We start from the raw sequence: 25,495 nt of genomic DNA, 5'->3' as shown, positions 1-25,495 counted from the left end.
AAGACGTATGGTCGATAAACGTTATATGGGTGAAGAGAAAGAGAAAAATCATGTGCTTAGAAATATAGCCAAAACAAGTTCTTTTATAGGGGAAGGGGTAATGGAATATCGCGATTTTTCTATGATAGGTAAGTCCGTATCTCATTTATCTAGTAACGTAGCAGTTACAGGTAGTGTTGCGTTAAGTAAAGATAATTATAAATACAGTACTGTATCCGATGCAGGAGCATTTATGCAGAGGAAATCTAATGGTCTTGGTAAAACTGCTTATGTTAGTAGAAAGTTACGCGGTGGTTTTGATGGTTATATACAGGAGAAGATGTATAAAAAATTAGAAAATTATATCCGTAGAAATATTAAAAAGAAGCAGATACTTAATAAGCGTCTAAGTCAAAAGAATATGGAATACACTACTCGTTATTATAACGAATTCCACAAAAGAAATATGTGGGGTTTTAACAAATTTGAATACGAAGCTACTCAATTATTCCGTCAAAATAAAATTCTTGAAAAACTTCAAAAACTATCTTCTATTAAAAACAATGGTGGGGACAAGATCCTCAAAGCCCTTATCCAATACTACAATCAGAATAAAGATATTTTCAATAGTCCTGGCGATTACATTAATGATTTTATAAAGCAACTGGAAAATGGAAAATATGCTCATAAAGTTAAATTCCTAGGTGATACGCAACGAAATGTATTTCAAAAGCAAATGCTTCAAACTCTTGGGTGGTACAAGGATATTAAAAAAATATTTGAAGAAAATAAAGGTACAATACTACCCCAAGCTAAGGCAATTGAAACCGCGTATGCTTACGAATTTATCAAAGATGCAATTAATCAGACCAACACATTAATGACTTATTTAAAGAAAACAGGCTTTAATTACACTACATTAAAAGATGCTGAAAAATTTGATATAGCTACTAAGCGTAGGTATGGGTTAATCATTAATGACATTGATGAAAAAGGAAATGAAAAATCTATTGATGTTACTGCAAAGTTACGAAATTTCTTAAATAACAATAAATACAATAACGATTTAAATATATTGTTAGATAAAAAGGGAATATCTTTCGACTTTGAAAATATAATTCTTGATAGTAATTTATACACGCATGCTAAAACAGGTGAAATGATTGAAAACAGGTATTTAAAAGCTGGTGCTATTAGTGCAATAGATTCTTTCCAGGAACGTGTTGAAGCTCCATCATTTATTACTAATTCGACGGATCTAACATCTTGGCAAGCTTTTTACTCTAGTCTATCTAAAGAAGAATTACAGGTATTAGATTCAGGACAAGTTCATAAATTCGCAAGCAACTTAGGCGATAAAGGATTTGATAGTGTAACTAAAACGAATCAAGAAGAGGATATTCGTAATCCATTAAATAATAATGGCCATTTTTATACTAGTGGAAATGTTTTTCGTTATACAGAATCTGGCATAGGAGATTTAATTGAAACACCATTACAATTCGGTGCGTTCTCGCGTATGGATAAGTCTTATGCTCGTTCTGGGTATAAAGAAGAGGTAACGGATAGAGATGCCTCGCAACTTTACGAGGATAATTCTGTTGGAAAATTAGTAAGAGGGACATGGAAGTATATAAATCCCTCTAAGGGATTTATATCTTTAAATGAACCAGCAGTGGATAAAAGTTTATCAACCTTAATGGAATTCATGATTCCGACATTTGATGACGACGTAGTACGTATCTCTGCAATTGAAAAACTTAGACGTTCATTCCATCAATTCGATTTAAGAGCATTAGATAATGAAACTGGAGTTTTTACACCGGATGTCGTGAAGAAGTTTGCAAAAAATAAGGGGATTTTATCTGAATTAGATATAAAGAATATAAAGGGGTTAGAAACATTAAACGAGTTTCTGGGTTGTGACAATATTCATACTATTGATGCAAGGCCTCGTGAAGCAAGGGTATTCCTTGAAGATGTTATAAATAATGATAAAGATAAAGTTAGTTTTATTAGTACTAAATTAGTTTCAGATAGTAGCATAAGTAAAGTTGGAAAAGCAATTGCATCAGAGATTAATATTAACGACTTAAAGAGTTCTGGAGCCATTGATGATGAATGTGATCTAACATTTAATACAAAAATAAATACTATCGACGCGGTATCACCCCTAGTTGGGCAAGGGCTAGCTGTTTCGAAAGAAAGGTTAGCGGGAAGTCATATTAATAGAGATACTTTAGCAAACGGAAAAAAATCAACTCAAGTTATTGACGATATTAGTCGAATTGATGAGTTATCAGATTTTTTTAAAGAGAAATTTTATAGTGCTTCAAAGTTAGATGATATCTTTGGTTTCTTAACGAAAACAGGAGTTGGATGCGAAGATTCCGGACGTGGGGAAACACTTGTATCATCAATATTAAGGACTTCGCCACATCAAGATTTTTTAGTTGGGAATCATGGTAGTACCTTATCAGGTATTGGTCGGCGTTATGTTTCTCGTGGTTCTAACAAAGTTTATTCTTCGCGAATCCTAAATAAGATGTTTGATGATTTGCCTAGTATAGGTGAATCACCAGACTCATCGCTTAATGATCAAATACAGAAGGATGAAATAAAACTTTTTGGTAAAGCACATGAAACACCTGATAAGTATCATTTGGATGGAACAGGTTCTGATGAGATTACAAGGCTGATTTACGATAATCAAGGTACATATCATTGGAACAATAAGAAGTTCTCAAATGTTGAAATTCGAGAAAAAAATGGAACAGTTCCTAAAAGTATCGATACACATATGTTTATGGTTCAAGAGTTTGACACTTCAGTTAAATTAACTCAGGAAGATAACCAAGGTGTTATTGATTGGATGGCACAGTATTTTAAATTCGGTGAGAAAGATAAAATTGGTTTTACTAGAGATTTTGTTGCTCGAATGAATAATACATACGCCTCGGTAGCTGATGGGAAATATATTGAAATGGTAACGCATGATATTCTTCCTAAAATACCTTTCACCGGAAAAATAGCCGATATGTTCTTACAGAAACGTACATCCATTGAAAGTTATAAGAGAGACCAAGTATACGATTCAGATTGGAGACTTTGGCCCCAGCTATACGAAGGTAATACGGTTGTTTCTCAAAATCAAGTTATTACTGGCGAGGAAATCACAAATATCGGTGCACGAAGAATTATTTCTCGACTAAATAATGTTTTTGTTCCTCAAGTGCGTGAAGGCGAACGAGAAATTAACCAGTATTTTGATATTTTAGATAAAACTAGTAAATTTGTTCAAAGTAAAGGAAGTGCAAGTTTAGAAGCGTTCTTTGATGATACAGATGGAAAAGAACGAAAAAACAAAGGATTAAAAGGCTACTCAACAGATAAGAAGAAAACATTGTCCTGGGCTAAAAAAATGGGTTATGGTGACACCGAAGCCGTTAAATCACAAATTAATGAACTTTTCGATGGACTAGAAGATATTTCGTCTACAAAAGAAACTAATCAAGCAGGTAAGTACCTACCCTTGGCTATAAAGTCTCGACAAGAATATAAAGGTATTTTTTATAGCATGGGTGAGACTGAAGACTCTGATGGCACATCGTTAATGGGAGCCTTAACACCAAAAGGGCAAAAATATATTCCTCGATTCTTTGAGACGAATAGCAGTAAAGAAGGTCAAGAGATTCTAGGATATGTTCCTGAAGACACAAAAGGAATTTTACAGGACAGTTGGGGGCTTAAAGTAGATAAACAAGAAGGCATTGAAGATTATTTTAATACTCATTATCTACCAACTGAAAATTGGACTGGATGGAACGCAAGCACAAATCTTGATGGTATAAAAATCAAGGTTATGCAGAAGAAGGGGGGAAATCCAATTACTTCTGGTGATTGGAGTAAGAATCAAACTAGAGCGGAAAAAACAGGAGAAAAAGTAATTCCAATACACTCTTTAAGTAGTTTGATTAATATCGGTCGCTTGCGTGATGTGTTATTAGGAATGGGACTATCAGATGTAGATGTTCAATTAACTACTTCTTATGGTGAAGGACCAGGTGGAATCAATACTTCCATCGACATCATGAAAGATGTGAAAAATGAAATTTTAGATGGTCTTAATGCGGGAGTACATTCCTCATTATTCTAGAATACATTAAGCGGCGTTCAGTCTTTTTAGACGAGCGCCGTTATTTATTAGGAGGGTATTATGGAAGATATTAAAAGAGTGCCTATTAAAAACAGGGTGTTAATACCCGATTATGAATCAGCAGAAGATTTTGGTGAAATTAGAATAGAAAATCAAACTGAACGTGCAGCGTTTAAATACAGACAAAGTGCAATAGCTCAAACATATAATGAATTAACGAAAGATAATCGTATAAGTTCGTTAGGTATTTGGGAGTTGGCTCGTACTCCAAATAGTTTTAATGTAAATGCTCAACAAGCATTAGACCCTTTTATAAAATTAAAAAATGAAGACAATGTAGTATTCTTTGATATAGAAGCAATTGGAACGCCTGAACACATGAGAAGTAGTAAAGGATTAGACCTATTTGCTATGACTGGGTTATCTTTTGGTGGAACTAAGTTTAATGGAAAAGACTTTGTTAAAAAGAACGGGGCTATTCTTTCAATGGCAGTCGCTCCTGAAAAGGATGCGTATTCCCAATTAAAACAGCAAATTAATAAATTAAAGCAAAATCCGATCATGTCAGTTTCACAAGACATACATCGTATATTACTGGATCTAACTAAATATTCTGATGAAAGTAAATTTAAGCGTGCAACAAGTAATGGGAAATCCTATATGTCTCTATTAGGGCATTCACGTGTTCTTCCTACAGACACGGCTTTTACAAGAAATACAATAGAAGTAATTGAACGTGGTCTTAATAACCTGTTTCATAAAGGGACAAAACTTGAAGATGCCTTATCTATTTTTCAAGGCTATATTATATCTAGTAATGCAAAATTAGGAGGATATAATATCCATCACTACGATTTACCAGCCATTCTTGGAATAATAAAGGACACAAGTACAAAAAAATTCTTTGCAGATGCAGCGAAAAGTTCACTAGACTTTTTTCATGGATACTCTGCAACAGTTGAAAATCCATATTCATTAACTGGTGCTAGTTTACGTCAAGAACATATTTACCAAGCTATTTTAGCGAAAAGGAAAATTAAAGCGGGTAAAGTAGCAATTGAAGGGAAAAGCCCTTCATATCTATATCATTTAGCAAAAAATGATATTCAAGCAAATATTGATATTGCTGGGTTTACTCACAAAAAAATCAAATCATTTATTGAGGGAGCAGAAAAGTCTGCTACTTATGATTTTTCTTCATCAGCAATAAAGAAAAATACTCTAGAAATAGGTAAGGAATTATTTTCTTATCAAAGAGGTTACTTTGACAAAGATAAACACAAATACAATCTTGTGGGTGAAATTGGTGAAAATAAGGAAAGCATAGTACCTCGGTTAGAAAATTTAAAGACATTACTCCCTTCAAATGAAACCTTCGTAATTCAAGAATTCCTCAAAGGTGTAGCGTTAACAGGTGCAGATAAAAAAGGTTTTGGCGTAAGGCTTGATTCTAAAGATATAAAGGGGAAAGTCCTTTTATTAATGTCCGAAACGCAGGAGGGATTAGCACAGCAAATTCATAGTTCTTTCATGCCAATGGATGATGCAATTTCTAGAAATTTGCGTGACTTAAAGATAAAATATGACGCTTCTTTTCGTGAATATGAACGAATGTTCGACACTAATGGATGGAAAAAAATGAAGGAGTACTATCACTATCTAGATAAAGCAGGTAGTGTTGAAGAAGATTTTGACTGGAGATTACACATTATCAAAAATGGTGGGACAGAAGAATTAGCTATGAAATTCCCTTATATGGTCGCACGATTAGAGGGAGAAAGAGATGTCTGGAGAACAGCTATTAGTACTCTCAAAGATTCAGGATTAAATGACGAACAGAAGTTAATTGCACTGCGCCACATTAAAAATAAGTTAGATGAGAAAGGAGATAATAAAGCTCAAGTAACTGCTAAAGGAAATAAATTTTTTAATTTTAATTTTGATAAAGAAGACAATACAATATTTAATGCAAAAGACACGAATTCAATTAAAGCTTCTTTCAGTTCTTATATTAACGACAGAAGAGGGAATTGTATTGGGGATCTGGAAAAGTCATATAAGTTAGCTCGTATTGATGAATTGCAAAAAATAATCATTAATAATTTCAAAATTTCACAAGATAGAAAAGCCTCTAATGATGTGAAATATCTTGTGAATCAGATGAAGAAGGAAGTTATGTCGGGAAATAAAACTGAAATAGCTCTGATTGAGATGTCAAACCTCGTTCGTGAAAAGATAGAAAACATGGGTACAGACAATTTTGTTCGTGAAGTAACCAATCAGATGACAGATAGCCGTGTAACTGCAATTAAAGGTTTGATGAAGCATCTACCAAATGTTATGCGTGAAAGTATTGAAAATGCTCGTTCATACAAAAATGCTAACGAATTATTAAACGGTAATAGTTCATTAAAGAAATTTTTAAAAGAGCAAGATAACCGTATTAAGAGATTATTTGAGAAAAAATTTGGTACACATGGAATAAATGATCTAAACGTAATTAGTAAGACAAGTGGTATGGCTGCTAAGTACGAAGAACTTGTTGATAAAATCATGTCAGCTTACAGCGAATACTTCAACACTCAAATTCGATTTATGGACGGTGGTAATCCTATACTTATCTTAGCTAGTAAGAAGATTATTATGGATTTAAGTAAAGTAAAGACATATGAAGAATTGGTTCGAAACCCTAGATTAGCAACTATTGAGCTTCCATCCTTTGATAAGAACATGAAGGTGAAATACGGTGGAAACCAAAAAGCTTCTGTTATTCGTTCTGGTATTGGTGTAAAAGGTGCTTATCATAGTACATCGGTAACAGATGCTCTTAATATGATTCTTGATTATTCTAAGAAAGCCAAAGAGCTGTCTGAGAGAGCTGAAAGTATAGGTGGCAATAATGCATTTGTTCAAATAAGACAAGGGCTACGTTACCGTATTGGAAGACAAATAAATTCAGTGCCTACTGATGCAAGTCGTAAATTACACTTTGATAATAGGGAAATGTTTGATAGCAAATCGGTTATGAGTGACGAATTCCTTTCAAGCAAATGGGATATCACAGGATATGCAGAGTCATGGTATCGTGCAAATTCTAAACGATTAGGAATTAGTGCTTCTGCCGACATTATTGCTCAAAATGCAATTGAAAAAGGAATTACATTCTTTGAAGCGATGGGACAGAGGGCAAAAGATTACGCTATTGCCGGAGAACTTCTTGATTTTGCAAAAGGTGCTTCTGGACTAAAAGGAAGTTTGGTTGGGATTAATAACCGGTCAGCTTCAAAAGAGCTTGTTGGGACTACAAATGTAAACGCTCGTACTTACATGGCATTAGGTAACTACTATGCTAAAACAATAGAGAGTCCACATAAGCTAATCAATTACCGAAAGGTAGACCACAAAGTTGCATCAAAAGTGTTACGTAACTTGGGTAAAAATCAATCGTTCCGTACAAAAAATAGTTTTATTTCATCAGCTTTATTCAAAGCTCTTGATGATGCAAATGAGGTTCGTGGTATTACAATGCAAACTGGTTATATGACGAATGAAGAAATTGCATTAAAGCTGGAAGATGCTAACACTATTATGAAATATAAGAGTATGATTGACACAGCTCAATTAAAAAAACAAATCTCTCCTGTAGAAGCAAGACAAATGAAGGAGTCTTTAGACATAAGGATGCTTTCTAATAGTGAAGGTTACGCATTTATGGATTACAAGTTAATGAAGGCTTTTGATGGAATGGATGAGGTTCGTATCAATATGAACGCCGAAAAAGTAATGTTCAACAACTATATTGAGGTAGCTATTGAAAAAGAAGCTGAAAAACAAGGTCTTGGTAATGGTTTATGGAAAGAGAAAGGAATCGCTTTTAATAAACCATTAGAGATTGATATCAATTCTATGTTCAATGAGAGAAATCATCTTACTCTTGGAAAATATGAACTTAACAATATCAAAAATAAAATTATTGATAAAAAACGTTTTAAGAAAGGTGATACAGTATCTATCCTTGGCTTCAACGTAGATGACATCAATAAAAAATCGCTTGTATTAGGTAGACAACGTGAAACAGGACATGGATTTAAAGTGGTAACTGAGGGTGGTTTCCGTGCTACTATGACCCCAATGCTTGGTGATATTATGGGTGATTTATACGGCGTAGAAGGGGTAGAACAGGTGATTTCTCATCAAGTGGAAAAGGACGGTTCTACTGATTTACCGGCCTTAATCCGTGGTTACGATACTCAAATTCGTCAACAATTCAGTGGTTCTGTAATGAATAAGAAAATCACTACTGACTATGCTACTGAAGAAAGAGCGTTATCTTCATTCTATAAGGATGTTGAACAAATGCTTGGTATTAAAACAACTAATAAAGATGGCCAGTATGTAGTGGATTCTAATTTTGGTTTAAATGGAAAACAGCTAGACTATAAAGGACGTGAGGAGCTTTCATCTAAGTGGATGAGGAAGTTAGGTCTTAACCGTGAAGTATTTGCTGACATCACAATGGCCTATGAGGCTTGGGATCGTCATGGTGGAATTAATCATAGTAAGAACACGGTTAAAGAGCCTGGGGTATTAGATGATTCTGATTTTCGAACAGGGTTATATGTTCCGGGAGAATCCTCTATATATTCTAACTTTATGCATGATATGGTTTATAGTTCTAAAGTAAAGCCAGAAATTAAAGCACAACAAAAAGTATTTAATGAAATGGTTAAGTTTGTTGGTAACTATGAAAATAATTGGGAACCTAAAACAGGAGATGTAGTTATTGATTACACTCCTAATAGTACGAGGCTAATGACTGATGTAAATGCAAAGATGAAAGATGGTGTACTTCATGTAAGTAAGGATTCATTTGAAGCAATTCCACAAAAGTTTGATTATACCCAACCTTTCAATGTTGAGGATTACAGAAAAACTGTTATTAACGCTGGATTGATGGAATTTAATTTAGATCCTGATGTTAAAGGTAAGAAAATCCAAGAACACTTACTTAGAACAAAAGGAACGGCATACTTGAAGCTTCCAGAATTTGCAGTAAATCAATACATTCCTCTTTTGGATATTAACTCAATGAAACTACCTGGTAATGTTAATTTTGTTGAGAAAACAGAATTCCTTGATACATTAAAAGGCTACTATACTTCTATTATTAGAAAAACAGAAGAGTACAATGACTTGTTTACAACAGATAAGTTTTCCGCAAGCGATACAGTGACGCGACGTGGAGTTCTAGAAACGGAAATTAATAGAGAAATTTCTCAACTTATTGCAAATTTTAGTGATTCAACTTCAAAAACGAGTAGGGTTAAGCATATTTCTGGGAATTTTAGTGGAGATAACTTAGCGGTGTTTTTAACTCCTTCTGGAATAAATGATGAGAAACAAAGAAATACTGTGGTGAATGAGATCATAAGATTGCGTGATTCTGATAAGGAAAATAACAAATTAGCAGTTGATGTAATCAATGCTTCTGAAGCATTCTTCTCAGAAAATAGTGCTGAGAACCTCACTCTTGGAAATTTATATGGTGCTGGAGCATACGAAAAAAATCGTAAAGGTACGGGTGTATATAATGACTGGAGAACAGCTAAGAATGATGAATCTGGGGTTGGTAAAGCCGAACAAGAAAAATCAATTCTAGCTCGTGCTATCTTTTCTACAATTGGCAGTATAGATAATACAAGTATGAGGATATCTGCAGAGTTTATGAAGATGACAAAATCAAAAAAAGAGCCATTCGATGAGGCAGAAGGTTCAGGTCAAAACGTAGAAGAAGTAATGGATAAAAGAATAGCTGTTGAGCCAGAATTTTTCTTGAATAAAGCAATGCCACTTCATCATACAATGCATAATGGGATGAATGAATCACTATTAGATATTGCGACTGTTGGTAAGAAAGTATTCAGTGGAAGTGCTACAAGTTTAGCTGGGATGGGGACTATAGGATTTGATGAATTATGGGCGACAAGCGCTCTAATGAAAGGTACACCAACACCAGAAGGCCTGCAAGAGATGGCACCAGTAGCACCTGAAACTTTAGGGTCCCCTACGGCCCGTATAACACCTAATCAAAATGGTGAGTACATTAACATCTCTGTAAAGGCATCAGCTAGTAAGAGAATGAATCATAATAATCTAGCAGCGATGATAAACAATGAAATCATGGCAATGTCGAATGTCAAAATGAACACGAGTATTAACGTAAATGATAATTCGAAAAAAATTGACAGCAAGTGGTTAGAGAGCGCTATTGCAAATGCGATGAATAAGGGTTATGCATATTAATAGACAAATGAGAGTTAACATTTTGTTAGCTCTCATTTGTTTTAATACAGAAAAAGAGGTGACCAGATTGAAAGAAAAAATATTAATTACCTCTCTAACAAGAGTTAGAAAAAATGCGCCTTGGCGTGTTGGTATATACATAAATGAAAACTACACATTTATTAATGTAGGTGACAAAGGGAATGTAACTGCAAGCCCAAGATTTAGTGTGTTCCTTTCAGAAGTCGAAAAGAAAGTATCTCGGTACCCCGTAGACATTAGTTTTTATTCAATTGAGAATAATAGAGAGATGGAAGTCATAATGATGCGTGACCAAATTGTTTATCTGGATTGTGGTTACAATTCTCATAGGCTATTATCAAATGCTCGTTTTTACTACGAAAAAAAAGTGCGCTCTAACCCATTAGAATTAGCTCAGCAAAAGGTAGAAGAAAATAGTGAATCCTTTAATGTAATGGAGAGACGTGAAGAAAAAATTGCTTCTTCAGACTACATTGCGGTTGGAAGATTAGAAAAAGTTATAGACGGTGATACAATTGATGTGAAGTTGGTAAAGTTATCTAATTTTTTATCCGATTATTTGAAAGTAGAACAAACAATTACAATTCGATATAACGGTGTAGAAACACCCGAAATATTTCAACCGGGAGCAGAGTCCTACAAAAACCCTAGAAATACTAAGTTAGGAAAAATATATGGGGTTACAATGCAGGATATGTACACGATTGGAGAAGAAGCGTATAAATACAACAAGGAAATCTTGGGGGGAGAAGCAGCTCAAAAACCACTTGTCCTTATTCATTTTGACCGTAAAAAAGGTGGAGATGTACCTTTAATGGATAAAAAAGCTGGTTTTTATATAGCTGATATTTATGCAACAAATGAGAAAAGTGCTGATATTTTGCTAGATAAGGTTAAGCAAGATGAAAAGAAAGATGAAAAGAAAGATATAACATTTGTTCATGTAAACAAATCCCTTTTAGTAACCAAATCTGAGCAATTCCCGCATATTCCTCTCGGTCTCTATCCGTTTGAGTCTGCCAACACTTTAACAGTTCTTAATCCGTGGTATTGGATTGCTGAATTAGGTTTAAAAGCATATAGTATAGGAGTTGGTACTCCTTCAGCAGGCTCAAATAATGGAGATAGTACTCCTGATATTAGTAGTGACAAACCGTATGATGAAGACTTCAATCCTGAAACAAGCAACATCAAAGGTACAACAGGCCCAATTGATAACGCGCTAAATTTCTTTAGTCCTTACGATGATAGATTGCCTGTTTTTACAGATGGAATAAAAACAATAGATGATTTAAAAAGACATTCAAAGGTTAGGATTGGGGATGTTATCCTTACAATACCGCCTACTTCTATTGAGATAAACAAAACTTCGAATATCTCAAAAATAAAAGCACTTCGTACAAAATCCTCTGTATTAGTTAACAGTGGTCAAACACTTACTACTTTAAGTATGGATCTTTATTTCCACGATATTGAATCAATTAATGGTAAGAAATATCCGTGGAAGAAAGAATATGCAAAAGGAGAAGAAGCTAAGCACTTCTATGTCGATGGACTTAGACCATTACTTGGACAATTTTCTAAAGCGCCGTTTCTTCCAATTGATAACTACTACATTAATGATGTGTTAGGTATTCGTGATGTAGCTTTAATGAATATTGAAGTAACAACAGTCCCTAATTTCCCAGAGTCCTTAATCGCCAAGTTAACGCTTGTTGAATTTAATTCAGAAGCATACTTAATGGATAAAAGCACATTGGGAGACTCTATAAATTATCCAATGTTAAGATGGTATTATAATCAATCTCTATCGAATCGTGGGGACAAGTATCGTTTCTTCAAAGGGTTAGAAGGTCCAATTAAAAGTGATATCAAATTCACTCTTGCTGATGAAACTATCCTATCTACACGAAAGCACGCTATTGATTATATGAAAAATGCAGATTCTCCAGAGCAAAGACGAAGTGATTTAAAGACAAAGAATCAGGATTACAAAAATAAAAAAGCAGATGCATCTGTTGTTAACGAAATCTTGGATCAGTATAAACGTTATAAAGATTCTAAGTTTGAGGAAGAAATGATTATTGATGACCTTCGAAAAGGTTTTGGTGATGTTAACTATTGGTACATGGTCAAAGAACTCCAAAAGAAATACAAATTAAAAACAGAAAAAGCAGAAAATGTTCTAGTTAAAGGAGCGGAAATGTTTTCTGAAATTTATGATGGTAAATACAAAGGTTCGTTTGTCAATCTTGTTGACCAGGAAATCTTTATCCCATATCAATCTCGTGTATACTTTAAGACTCGATTTGATTGGTCGGATGTATCCGCAATACTCAATTACTATGATGAAGACCCTCCAGTGGATTATTCAGAAGAACAATACAAGGGAAAAGAAGAAAGCGGTCTTATTATCTTAAAGAAACTTAAAGATGCAGGTAACCAAAAACTTCTTGAAAGTCAATTCAAGAAGTTTTATGCAAAAGGAAAATTCTGTATTCCTGCTGAGTCTAGTGTGATAGAGACATTGAAAAAAATTGCTAATGGTACAAAAGCGATGGAAGAAGAAATAAACAAGTACGAGGATGCTTTCAATGAAAATATGAAAATTATTGAAGCTACTGAACTTGTGATTCCAATGAAAGAGTACCCAATCTCTGGGGGAGTTATCCCCATTTCTATCAATGCTCGTTTCTCAAATGAGTTTAGCATGTCTAATGTTCAATCCAGTGAATCTGCAACTTTACAATTTATGGGAGGTGGAGACCCATATATTGATTTAATCTTAGAAGTTGATGAAGGTGGTGCAAGAGATTTTAATAATCTTATTGCGATTTCTGATTACTACGCTAAGACATATAATCAGGGTATTACAAACGGATATATTGGTATTGAAAACGATCTTGCACAATTATTTGGTATTCGATATGTAATGTTTGAAGGTATTTCTGTAAATACAGTTCCTAACTATCCTGGAAGATATCAAATTATGCTTCAAGGTATTGGGTTTAATAAGACACAACGTCAAAGTGAGGAACTAAAAGATTTACCTGGTAACAGTAAACATATGGATTCTGAAAAGCTAAAGGCTAATAAAATGGCATTTATGAATGACCGTCTGATTGAAGCTAGACTTCACAAACTGGAAGTTTATCCAGATATGGAACTCCCAACTTACGCTGAAATTAATGCTGTATTACCAGAGATGGATGCAGGGGTAACAGAGTATCAAAACCTAACAAAAGGAACATATCTTGACCCAGACTTCTATTTCTCTACAGGTAGCACGTTAAGACAGTTAATTGAAGAGTCATACAACGGAAATCATCAGGTAAACATGTTTGATGCTACAGGTGTAGCTGCTTATACAAGCAATATGTCTGAAAAACTGTTTGATACTACCGAAGAAGACTGGAAAAAACTTAAGGAAATGCAAGATACTGAAGGTGTAGAGCCCCTTGATTGGAAGTTTAGTTGGGGCAAAGCGTTAGAAACTGTGAAATATGATACACCAAATACATCAGCAGGAACTGTTATAGCAGATCAAAGTGGTACTGCTGCAGTAAAGAACGCAGAAGTTCAAAAGTTTTTAACAGAGAAAAAAGATGATAAATTTGCGTACGAAACCTTCCCAACTATGGAAGAATGGAAAACACTTTTCCCTGATGGTGGAAATGATTATGGTACGTTGGCTAAAGACCCTAGTGGTGATGAAGCGCTTATCTACCAAGAGCTTAATAGTTTAGTTGATAAGTATTTCAAGAAGTACTATTCAGCCCCTGAATTCATTGAAGAGTGTCGTGGAGATTTAAAAGATGCGGATTCATCTAAAAAACTGGTTTCTTATGAACCTGCAGATGCTCTTTATTCTGCAAGTTTTGAAGCAAATCGTAATAAGCTACACAATTCTGATATGACTAGTGTTACTAAGCTAATCCAAAAAGACACTATTAAATCACCGCAAAAATCAGAACGTATTAAGTCGAATGATTTCCACAAAACAGATTTAAAAATCACAAAAGAGAGATTCATGACACTTATGAAAGCATTCCTTGATAAAACAAGTCAGTGGAAGCATTTCAAAGGAACAAAACCTTCTGTAAGTAAATCCGGACGTGTAGGATTAGCTCAAGTAGATGTTTCTTCAGCCGACATGAAGGTTGATGAAGTAAAACGCTTGATGTATAACTGGAGATACAATTTACAAACAGCAGTTAAGCAACTCGCAGAACATTACGAGAAGTTGATTAAGTTAGATAAAGACTATATGAATTTTGAAGCTTATTGTCGCCCTTGGGATGGAATGTTTGCTCTATATGAAAAGCCGGATGCAACAATTAAAACGGCTAAAGACATCGAAGATAACTCTATGGCAAGCGGCGTTATGAACCGATTTAATCATTATGCGACTAAGCCATTTAATACATTTAGTGGTTACAATAAAGATGTGTATAAGACATATGCAAATTTAAGTATGGACGAGTTCATTACAATTGGTAATGGAAACAAAGATGACTATATTGATAAACTTCTTGAACTTGAATACTATGATTTATCAGTATTAAAAGAAAATAACTTAAAAGTTGATTCTAATAAGAAAGACATTAAGAAGGTAATGAAAGTACAACTTGAAAAAATGGATAAGGAATCATTGTATACTACTTATGAAAAACATCTGAAGTTCTTATATGAACTAAAACAGAATGATAGCACACTTGAGAAGGTTGTAGATGGAGCTGCTGGATATATGAATTGGGCTACTGGTGGCAAATCTGGTGAATTTGTTGATGGTCTTACAGACAAGATATCGGGGCCTAGAGCAGACAAAAATGGTTATAAATATTCTCAAGAAATCATGAAGAAGGCTACAAAGCTTTACGAGGCAATTCGTGGTGTTAATGAAACAGCTACTGCTTCAACACAAGCCACAGATACTCGTTTGTATAATGATGTTGATCCGCGTGTACTTTATGAAGAAATGTTCTATGATTTAAGGTACCATGATCAACGTGGAAGAATGCTTCGTGCGTTCCCAGGTTTCCAGATGTTTATTATCCATGAAGGTGCTTATTTCGGGAAGTATAAATTCTGGGATAACATGTACGGATTCAATGCTATTAAAAGTATTGATGTTCACCGTTCTCGTAAAATAGCTGCAGATACAGCAGTCATCTCAATGACTAATGTTTATTCTAACTTAACAACTCGACGTACGGATGTGGACTATGTGGATCGTGAGTTAAAATTTTGGGATAATTATGTTTGGAATGAAATACCTCAAGATTTAATTGAGAAAAAAGAAAATGAAGTTAATAAGAATCTCTTCATAGAAACAGGAGCGCGTATCCATTTAAGAATGGGATATGGGTCTACAGCTAGTGCTTTACCAATTGTATTCAATGGTACGATTTCAGAACTTCAGATTGGTGACGTAATTGAAATCGTTGCTCAAGGTGACGGAATTGAATTAGGAAACGTTGTATCTGGTGATCCTGATGATAATAATGATGGATTATTCCAAGTAACTGAACCAAGAGACTTAATTTGTAGCTTTATGAGTTCAAAAGGAAGTTGGTTCAAAGACTTTATGAATGGCGTAGTAGATGAACGGTTGTTTAAAGACAATCCACTAGGAATCATGCACTTTGGTCAACCATTCGATGTAAACTCAAGTAGTTCAACCGATTCAAAACCCTTGGGCAATCTATTATGGTTCAACGATGAGTATGGAGAAGTTGCTCAAAATATATATTCTTCTAATGGAACCCCTACATTCTCACAATGGTTACATCCTAACGGCGAGCGAAATAATATTTTCGAAGATTTTAGCTGGAAACGTCTATGGGAAAATAAGTTTAAGATTTTTAACCCTGGTGATGAAGATAACATAGTTATTAAATTCTATAACAATACAGTTTGGGATATTATTCAAACAATTGCATATTCGACTCCAGACTATATGGCCGCTGTTCATCCATTTGAATTACGCTCCACATTATTCTTTGGAAAACCATATTGGCGCTGTGCATTTGATTATGATTCTCGATATGAATTTGATGCCGCAAATAAAACATGGAAAAGATACCTTATAGGTGAGGCAAGACGACCATATATGCAAAATAAATTTTACATGTCGGCTTATGATATTATTGAAAATAATATTAAAGCTAGTGAGGATAATGTTTTCACAAATGTTATTGTGAACTATGACGGAAAACAAACGCCTGTACTGTATGCAGATGCGGATATTCGTTTTGACAAGCAAAAAACAAGAGTAGTAGAAGCAGACATTGTAGCAAAGTTTGGAGACTTTTATACCTCGGAAGTCATGGCCACATACTTCGGACACTCTACACTTAGAGATAGTATGAAAGATATGTATAAAGGAAATCTATTAGTATTAGGAGATCCTACTGCTAAACCGTATGACATGATGTATATTAATGATGAAATTAGTGACATGCAAGGAAATGCTTTAATTAAATCAGTAACACATCATTTCAGTATGGAAACAGGATTCATTACTTCTATCGAACCAGATTTATTGGTAGTAAATGATGACCAAGTAATTATTGAAATGGGTAAGTGGTATGCGGGTTTTGGGCAGTCAATAGCTGCTACGCTGGCAATACGTGCTGCAGCAAATAAAGCCGGAAGAAACCTAAGCAAGTGGATCACAAAGTCTAAGAATATCCCTGCTAATGTAGGAAAATGGGTATCAACAAAAGGTTTCAGACATACTGTAAGAATGGCAAATAATAATGGGGATATGGATAAAATCCTAAAAACACTTGATGAGATCATCTCTAAAGAAGATGGTGATGTTAAAGCTCTCCAGCAGAAACTAGCAACAGAAATTGAAGAAGCAAATAAAAACTTACAAAAAGTCACAGGCAAAGTAAAAGATAAAATAAGATTTATCCAAAACACAAGTAAAAAGGCTATTTTGCAATCAGGAACAGCTTTTGCAAAGATTTTATCAAGCTCTAATGATATAGCAAAGATTGGTAAAGGAGTAGTGAATTCGCTTCGAGGAGCAGCTTCTTTCACACCACTAGGATTCATTGTTAATTCAGCAATATGGATTGGTACGGAAATGTTGTTTGAACACTATCGCCGTTTTAAGGAAAACCTTCAATGTGTTGTGGCAATGCCATTAACTTATAGAGGGAAAGAATTAACAGCAGGTATTAATAACCATGCAGGTATGATTTATGGTGATGCACCAGGTCGATATGATAAGATGTTCAATGCAACATTATTCCATGACGATGAGGATGCAGAGTTCTTCGGTAACGCATTTATAGAAATAGCTAACTTCTTTACCGATTCAGGGGGGGAAGAAGGTGTATATGCAAAAACTGAGAAAGCTCATCAACTTAATGAGTTAGCCAAGAAACAGCAATAATATAACGAAAGAAGAGGCATAGCCTCTTCTTTTTCTGTGTTAACTATAGCGAAAATCAAAATAAATGGTTAGTTTATCAAAATAAGGAGGAATAGCTATATGGCACAAAAAGACAAACAAACATATAATATCGAATTGTATATAAAGAAAATAAAAGCAGCGAAAGAAGTATATGCGGAACGTAAGAAGTTTCTAGAGGGTTTCTCACTTAAAAAGAAAAAAGACAAGCCCAAAGATGGAGGCGGAGAAGTTGCAGCATCAGGTGGTGGCGGTTCAGTAAACTTCAATGGAGAATTGCCTACGGTTGCTCAGTATACTGGACCAGATGTTTACACCGACAAACTTCTAAACGGAGGAGTATACCAAAATGGAATTAAAGGTAAGATAGCTGGTACCGATAAATGGAATCAGCATATTAAAGAACAAGCAGCAAAAGCTGGTGTAAATCCTCTATTGGTTAAAGTAATTATGGCAACGGAATCCGGTGGAGTACACGATTCGACCCCAAACTCTTCTAACTGTGTTGGGTTGATGCAAACGGAAAAGGATATTACTGGAAATCTAAAGTTAGACTTTGGAAGAGCATGCAGTGATCCAGTCTATAATATCTATGTAGGATGCATGATTCTTAAAGATAAGCATAATTATGCTGGAGGCGTTATCTCTAGGGGTAAAAATCCATATGCAGAATTTAAGAGTAAAGGATTTGAGTTAAAACAAAACGGTCATGGGGTTGCTTGGTTATATAACGGTTTCAGTGTGCCTTTTGACGGAAAAAATAAGGTTTATCGTGGTGGATATGTTTATGCGAACCAAGTAGTTGCAATGTATAAAGGTTTTGGAAGAGACGCATACACAGATACAATGTTAACTCTGGATGTTTTATCTGGTGGCGGTAGTGGTGGTGGAAGTTCATCATCCGCTGGTGGTAAAGGAACAGGCGGAAAATGGGAATACGGAAAAATATTTGCAAGTGGTGATGAAGTAGTTAAGTTTTTGAACACTGTAGACACTAGTATGATTAATGGTATCTATGTCCACCACACCTATGATCCAGACCATACAAAGGCTAAAGGTCAAACACTAACCAAACTAAACGATGACATGAAAAAATTCCATACAATAACCCGAGGTTGGGATAATATCGCGCAACACTTCACTATTGGTGTGGATGGACAAGTAATTCTTGGACGTGATATTGCATCTGTTCCATGTAGTGCAACAGGATATAACGGTACAGCTTCTAATCATCCCGCGATGTATGAAATGATAGGCAACTTTGATATAGGTAAAGATAAATTACAAGGTAAACAGTTGGAGTCCGCTGTTGCTATCGCTAAGTACTTTGCTATGAAAGCAAATGGTGTAAAGTTTCACCGTGAAGGATTAATTAATGGCCAAGAACCAAAAAGTTGTCCTGGTAGTGGAGTAGATAAAACTTGGTTCATGAATCTAGTTACAGGAAAGGCAAAAATAAGTGAGTTCTCTGCTCAATCAGTACCTGTATCAGATTCAGATATTGAAGCGAATTATGCAGCAGGCTGTGACCTTTCTCAAGATCCGATAATAGAAGATGTCATGGATACACCATTCAGGCTACCACCAACAGAAGATGAATTAGAACACGCTAGAAATTTTGCAACGAAGATAAGTATCCCTACTGCACAATTAAAAGAGAGTAGAATTATTGCTCCAAAGTACCCAAGGTCAAACTATGTGGAAGACTTTAAACTGTCATCCAGTTATGACATGAAGAAAAATTACTCCCCATTACCTCCACATGAGTTTATTCATCTAAATGGTCCTCAAGAGAATTTCTACACAAGTGAAGCAAGACAAGCTTTCCGTCTTCTTAAAGATCGACTTGGATACAAAATCTTAAGAATAGCTAGAGGGTTTGATCCTTCTGATGGAGAGTCTTCTCATTCTATTGGTATTTCTATGGACATATATGCTGATTCAACAGAAGAAGCAATTTATATAGCTGATACTGCATGGTTAACAGGATTCCGAGCTATTGCGGTTGGTCCTAAGTTTGTTCATGTTGATATTGGTCCTGAATCAGCTTGGGGATATGATAATCTACCATTTTATCAAGGACCAGGTACATTAAGGGCGGGTGATTTTAGTTATGGCTACAAACAAAGAAACCTATAATCTCGAATCATATAAGAAGAAAATTAAAGCGGGTAAGGAAGAGTATCAAAAAAGAAAAGAGTACCTTGCTAAATTTGAACTTCCTAAAACTAATGATGAAGAGGAAGAAGAAGTAGAAGTATCCGATGGTAGTAAAAAGCCTGAAGACCAAGGGAACGCAGTAAAAGAACCTGAGGGAGGAGTTGGTAACTTCACAGGTTCGGGCGAACTAGGCGTTCCTGCAGAACCAAAATCATATAGATTTACTTCTGTTATGGGACCTCGTGATGGAGCAAACCATAATGGAGTGGATTTAGCTCCTAATACTCGTGGCGATACAAACTGCAAGATACTGTCTGCAGGTGATGGAGTTGTTTTGCAAGCCAGAAGCGGTGTAGGAGGATTTGGTACTTGGATCGTTATTAAGCATAAAGATGATTTGTATACGATTTATGGACATATGCATCCTGATACATTACGAGTAAAAACAGGCGATACGGTTAAAAGAGGTCAACATATTGCGATGATGGGGCAACAAGGTCAGTCTTTCGGTGTCCATTTACACTTTGAGGTTTGTACAGACTTTGTTAATAACAGAAGAGGAACTACAAAGAACCCCGAAGATTATGTTGATATTCGAGGCAGCGCCTCAGCTATTCAAGTAAATTCTATTACACCTAAGGCTAGCTTCTCAGCAAAAGCGGATGAGAAAGAAGAAGGTAATGAAAAACCAATGCATGCTCTTTATGAGAAGGATGGAGCAGAATTATCAGAAGAAGAAAAACTAATTGATCAGACATACAGAAGCTCTTTCCCATACCTGCCAGTTCAATTCATAGGGGATTCTCTTAAGAAGGGTGACATGACAAGAGAGTACTTTCTCCTTAACCGTGTTGGTTGGGCTCGAACTACCAAGTATGAAAAAATGGTTCCCTTAAATAAGGAAAGATTTATTCATAGTGAAAAATATGATGGTCATGAAGGGAATCTTTATTCTCCAGACGCAAAAAGGTTGTTTGAAAGCTTGCTTTTGAAAACACAAAAACCTTATTTTGAGGTTATTAGTGGTTTCCGCTTTAGTAACCCTGGTCAACTTTCACCTCATGAGGCAGGTTGTGCAATTGATATTCTTGTCAGAAGCATAGACGAAGTAAGAGAAATTGCTGACTGTGCATGGCAATTAGGTGTGAGATCGATCGCGATTGGTGGAGACTTCGAAAACAATAAAGGGTTCATTCATATAGATATTGCTCCAAAAGGGAAAGACATTAAATATGATGGAGTTCCTATCTATGGTGGACCAGGAAAGTGGGTGACTCAATGAATTTCAACAGTCCAATTCACCAATCTATTTACAGTAAAGTAGTTGTACCGTCTTTAAATAGATTACAAGGAACAATTGAAGGCTATGTGATTCAAGTGGATTATACGAAACTAACATGTGAAGTAGTATACTCCGATGAAAACAGTCATGCTTTACGAACAATGAAAAACGTATCTTTACCTAAAGATGGGGATGGCGTATTTACACAAGCTGTTAAAAATGGTGACAGGGTTTCTATCTCTTTTAAAAACAAATCAAAAGAGTCACCTTATATATCTACAGTGTACAAGGCAAATCATAGTGATGAAAATTATCTAAGCCCATACGGTGGAAGAACAATTCGTCAATCCCGTATTTTTTAGAAAGGAGGATTCCGATGAATGAAGCATATGTAAACAAGACATATGGAGATGGAGATAAGGACATTCATTACCCTTATTGGCGACAAGTACTGCAAAATGAACTTGTTAACTTCAAAACTAAGAGTTTAGAAAAGGAATTGGAGAACTGGCAATTTATCAGTGAAGACGAAATTGCACTTAAACATCCAGTTACAGGTTCAACCTTTAAACTCTGCGATGATGGTTCAATTGAAATGTTTGTGAATGAAGACACAGGTATCCGATTGGATGCTAAAGATAATGGAATCATTTTTTATGGTGACAGTATTCATTTTGCTACAAAGGAAATGAGGATGCATACAAAACCATACGGATTCATTTGGAATAATCACAACCTAAATCCTTATCTGTATTATGGCGATAAGGTAGGAGAAAAGAGAAATATTCCAAAAGCTTCAATGGTTTCTATGTTGCAAGATGGGCCAAGCAATATTAATGTCCCCTTGTTCCAAGAGCAAAAGAGAAAGCACTATTACGATGAAAAAGTTACATCTATGATTGAGGATCTAGGAATAGAAACCTCAAGAATAAAGAGAGGAGGCTAGTCATGGACTATCGATTAATCGGCCTTGAAACATATGGTCATCGATGTGAAATTTGTGGGCACTCTCTAGTAGAAGTTCATCATATCGACTATCAAGAACAGCAAGCGTTGGAGATTCAAATTCGCAAGGCTATAAAGGTGGGCCAAGACATAACAGAATTAGTAGAAGCCGCAAAAGAACAAGGATACGAGGAATGGGATGGAAAACAACTATCGAAAAACAATCGATCTACTAATCTATCGGTATTGTGCGGTAACTGTCACTATCTTATCCACCGACTTGATGCAGGCAAGCAGTTACTAAAAGTATTAGAAAGAAGGAGATAAGAATGAAAGTCGATTTTCGTTTTTCACCTGAAGGGGATTTAGAGCTTGGTTCTCCTAGTTACAATGACTTTGATGAATTACTCTATATCGATTCAGTAGGAAATATCTCAACAGATAGCTCACAAGGATTATTAATAAGGGATATTCCATTGCAAGTATCTTACTTAAGCGAGAAGCAAGTAATACTCAATAGATTAAGAACAGACAATCCGGACTGGTTTATACATCGGGAGATAGGGGCTGATTTATCGGAATTAATTGGTCTTCCTAACACAAGAGAAACAGGAGACTTAGGAAAGTCCCTAATTGAAAAAAGTTTAACTGGCGACAAGTTTCTACTTCCTGGTGATCTAAATGTTAGACCCGTCCCTGTTAATTCGAGCGAAATACTCTTCTATATTACTGTTAGAAGAAAAATAGCAGATTTAGTTATACCAGTTCTATTTAATTTAGAACATGGTTTATTATCAGAATATGAGGTGAACAGTTAATGAGAAAATCAAAGGATGAAATGCTCGAAGCGGTTTTGACTCGACTTCGAACTGAAGGTGGAATTACTGAAACAAGTCCAGGATCGATTGCTCGAATGTTTGCAGAAGTAATGATAGAAGAATTTAGTCCATTCTACGATGAATTAGATTTAATTACTAAGATGGGTTTTATTTCAACATCAACAGGCGGATATCTGGACCTTATTGGTGAACTGTTAAACTGTACTCGTGATGGAGATGAATCAGACGATAACTATCGTGCAAGAATCTCTAATCAAGTATCTGTTGAACAGAGTGCAAATTTAATTGCTATACGATTAAAAACACTACGAATTGATGGTGTTGCTGATGCTCAGTTTAAAAGATTTACAAGAGGAACAGGCTCGTTTACATGTTATGTTACTCCTCAAGTTTATCCAATTGAAAACGATCTATTAACTCGTGTAGAAAGCGTTATATCTGAAGTAGCTGCTTATGGCATGAATGTAGAAGTAAAAACAAGTGAATACAACCCCGTGGACATTACTCTCAACTTAATTTTCCACTCCAAAACAACTTCTCTTGAAAGACAACATATCCGCAATAAAGTTGTTCAAAATGTTGGAGCATACATGAAACAATTAAACATGGGTTCTCCAATTATTATCAATGAAATTATTCAACGTGTAATGGAAACAAGCGAACAAATTCTTGATATGGAATTTAAAAAACTTGTTGTCGGTGAAAAAGAGTACTTCATTAAGAATGTAGAACCTTCATTAGAAGAACGATACTTCTTAAGAAAAATTAACGTAGCATAGAAAGTAGGTGGCACATTGTTAAACAAACATACAACGAGTATGATGTCCATGCTTCCTCAATGGATGAAGATGGCCAAAGATCCGAAATCGATAGGGGCCTTATTTTTAGATGCATTTGGTGTTGAATTATCAGAGATTGAACGTTACATAGAGCAAGCTTGGAACAACATGTACATCGGTACAGCAAACTTACAAACAGCCGATTACTGCTATAAGATTCCGCTTGCTACTCGTGACGTTGTGGATGTTGAAACACCAGATCTTCACGTTCGTTTAGTTATTGATGGTGTAAAAAGAGATTGTATGCCAGTTGATACTTTGCGAATATTTTTTGAAAGTGACGACAACTCCTACATGATTGATACTATCGAAGGTTATGTGTATATCAAAGTAATGGATTATTACATGAAAGATAATATTTTTAAACCATTCGATGCAATTGAAGTAGGGGATACCCTTCATTATGAATATATGCTTCATCATATCTGGAACGTATTTGACGAGTTTGGTATGTTGTTAGGTATTTCTAGATTACCAGGTGAAAGAAACGAAGACTTTAAGAATCGTATCTTAGATGTCTTTAAGAATCCTGGTGGAGCAACAAAGAAAGGGCTTATTAATGGTATTAGTAGAGAACTTGGCATTGATAAATCTCAAGTTGAATTAGGCTCGCTATCTGATGATAAGTATGTTCAAACAAAACTTATGAATACAGATGGGACACCTTCTCAAACATATATCCAATACGTAAATCAGATTAATAGCAATCTAGGTTTCTCTTGGGATCATATGAACTGGGGGGAAGCTTATTGGCGTAGTATTGAAGAAAACAATATGGGGTTTCATTATCTACCTCATATCTGGGATGGTTTCTCTGCTTCATGGAAAGATAACGAAGTACAATCAGGTATTGGTAGCGGTGACGATTTATTAGTAACTGCTCCAAAAGAAGAGTCTTCTGTTCGAGAATTCAAAGCTTATGTTGGACTACATGGAACAGAGGAACAAATTGAAGAGAATCACCCAGAAATCCAATTCAAATACAAGATAGTTGCTAAAGGAAAAATACCAAATGATGAGTATGATTTAGAGGATTATAAATATACAGTAATGGCTTCTGAAATTATTCCGCTTCATTACGTATTAGTAGCTTTACGTGAATTCCTATATCAAACTCATATCACTTGGGACAATCGTTATGGTTATACATTTAGTGACAATACGTCCCCTGGTATGGAAATCGTTACCGGGGAAGATGCTCTTCATAATAATGAGGAGCCACAAATTAAAATTCATGTAGATATGAAAACTGCTGATAGAACAGTGACACCTGTTTTAGAAGAGCTTATAGTGGATTGGACCGATCAGAATGATACGCCTCAGTCTTACAAATTAACAACAGATGAAGACTTTACTCTAAATAATACAATGACCCAAACGACGTTAGCTGATGTAGAAGTAGGCAGCGGTTCTGTAACTCTTGGTAAAGGTTCATTCTCTGCCGTTATAGATACAGAGGGATCATTCTCAAGAGGATCACAAGGTATATCAGTAAGAGTTAACCGAGAAGGTTCTTTATCTCTTAATCTACCAAATTAACAAGGA

At 35.3% G+C, this 25,495-nt stretch carries 11 protein-coding genes; all 11 read left to right on the top strand.

What is annotated here, in order from left to right; translation table 11 throughout:
• Positions 1-7 precede the first annotated feature (7 nt).
• The 11 genes from DN401_RS23290 (at position 8) to DN401_RS23240 (ending at position 25,489) form a co-directional block, all read left to right on the top strand.
• Positions 8-4,135: a hypothetical protein gene (locus DN401_RS23290; protein ID WP_149287963.1), complete on the top strand. Its 4,128-nt coding sequence runs from the start codon at positions 8-10 to the stop codon at positions 4,133-4,135.
• A gap of 60 nt (positions 4,136-4,195) precedes the next feature.
• Positions 4,196-10,438: a hypothetical protein gene (locus DN401_RS23285; protein WP_149287962.1), complete on the top strand. Its 6,243-nt coding sequence runs from the start codon at positions 4,196-4,198 to the stop codon at positions 10,436-10,438.
• A 67-nt stretch (positions 10,439-10,505) separates the two neighbouring features.
• Entirely contained in the window at positions 10,506-17,867 is a 7,362-nt protein-coding gene (locus DN401_RS23280; protein WP_149287982.1) for a nuclease, read from the top strand.
• A gap of 99 nt (positions 17,868-17,966) precedes the next feature.
• Positions 17,967-20,024: a transglycosylase SLT domain-containing protein gene (locus tag DN401_RS23275; RefSeq protein ID WP_098297754.1), complete on the top strand. Its 2,058-nt coding sequence runs from the start codon at positions 17,967-17,969 to the stop codon at positions 20,022-20,024.
• On the top strand, positions 19,999-21,327 hold the full coding sequence (locus DN401_RS23270; RefSeq protein WP_065845289.1) for a M23 family metallopeptidase: 1,329 nt from the start codon (positions 19,999-20,001) through the stop codon (positions 21,325-21,327). The genes DN401_RS23275 and DN401_RS23270 overlap by 26 nt, the downstream gene beginning before the upstream one ends.
• On the top strand, positions 21,324-21,689 hold the full coding sequence (locus DN401_RS23265; protein ID WP_001010564.1) for a hypothetical protein: 366 nt from the start codon (positions 21,324-21,326) through the stop codon (positions 21,687-21,689). The genes DN401_RS23270 and DN401_RS23265 overlap by 4 nt, the downstream gene beginning before the upstream one ends.
• A gap of 14 nt (positions 21,690-21,703) precedes the next feature.
• Positions 21,704-22,273: a hypothetical protein gene (locus DN401_RS23260; RefSeq protein ID WP_001001213.1), complete on the top strand. Its 570-nt coding sequence runs from the start codon at positions 21,704-21,706 to the stop codon at positions 22,271-22,273.
• A gap of 2 nt (positions 22,274-22,275) precedes the next feature.
• Positions 22,276-22,599 (top strand): hypothetical protein, encoded by a 324-nt coding sequence (locus DN401_RS23255; RefSeq protein ID WP_000386570.1) that lies wholly within the window; start codon positions 22,276-22,278, stop codon positions 22,597-22,599.
• Positions 22,600-22,601: 2 nt separating this feature from the next.
• Positions 22,602-23,090: a hypothetical protein gene (locus tag DN401_RS23250; protein ID WP_065845290.1), complete on the top strand. Its 489-nt coding sequence runs from the start codon at positions 22,602-22,604 to the stop codon at positions 23,088-23,090.
• A complete protein-coding gene (locus DN401_RS23245; protein WP_001232162.1) occupies positions 23,090-23,890 on the top strand; it encodes a baseplate J/gp47 family protein in 801 nt (266 codons plus the stop codon). Before DN401_RS23250 ends, DN401_RS23245 begins: the two co-directional genes overlap by 1 nt.
• Before the next feature lie 15 nt (positions 23,891-23,905).
• Positions 23,906-25,489: a hypothetical protein gene (locus tag DN401_RS23240; RefSeq protein ID WP_149287961.1), complete on the top strand. Its 1,584-nt coding sequence runs from the start codon at positions 23,906-23,908 to the stop codon at positions 25,487-25,489.
• Positions 25,490-25,495 lie beyond the last annotated feature (6 nt).

The organism is Bacillus sp. BF2-3, from assembly GCF_008368795.1.
GTDB lineage: Bacteria > Bacillota > Bacilli > Bacillales > Bacillaceae_G > Bacillus_A > Bacillus_A cereus.
The sequence above is the reverse complement of the archived record's forward strand: the minus strand, read 5'-3'. Positions and strand labels throughout refer to the sequence as shown.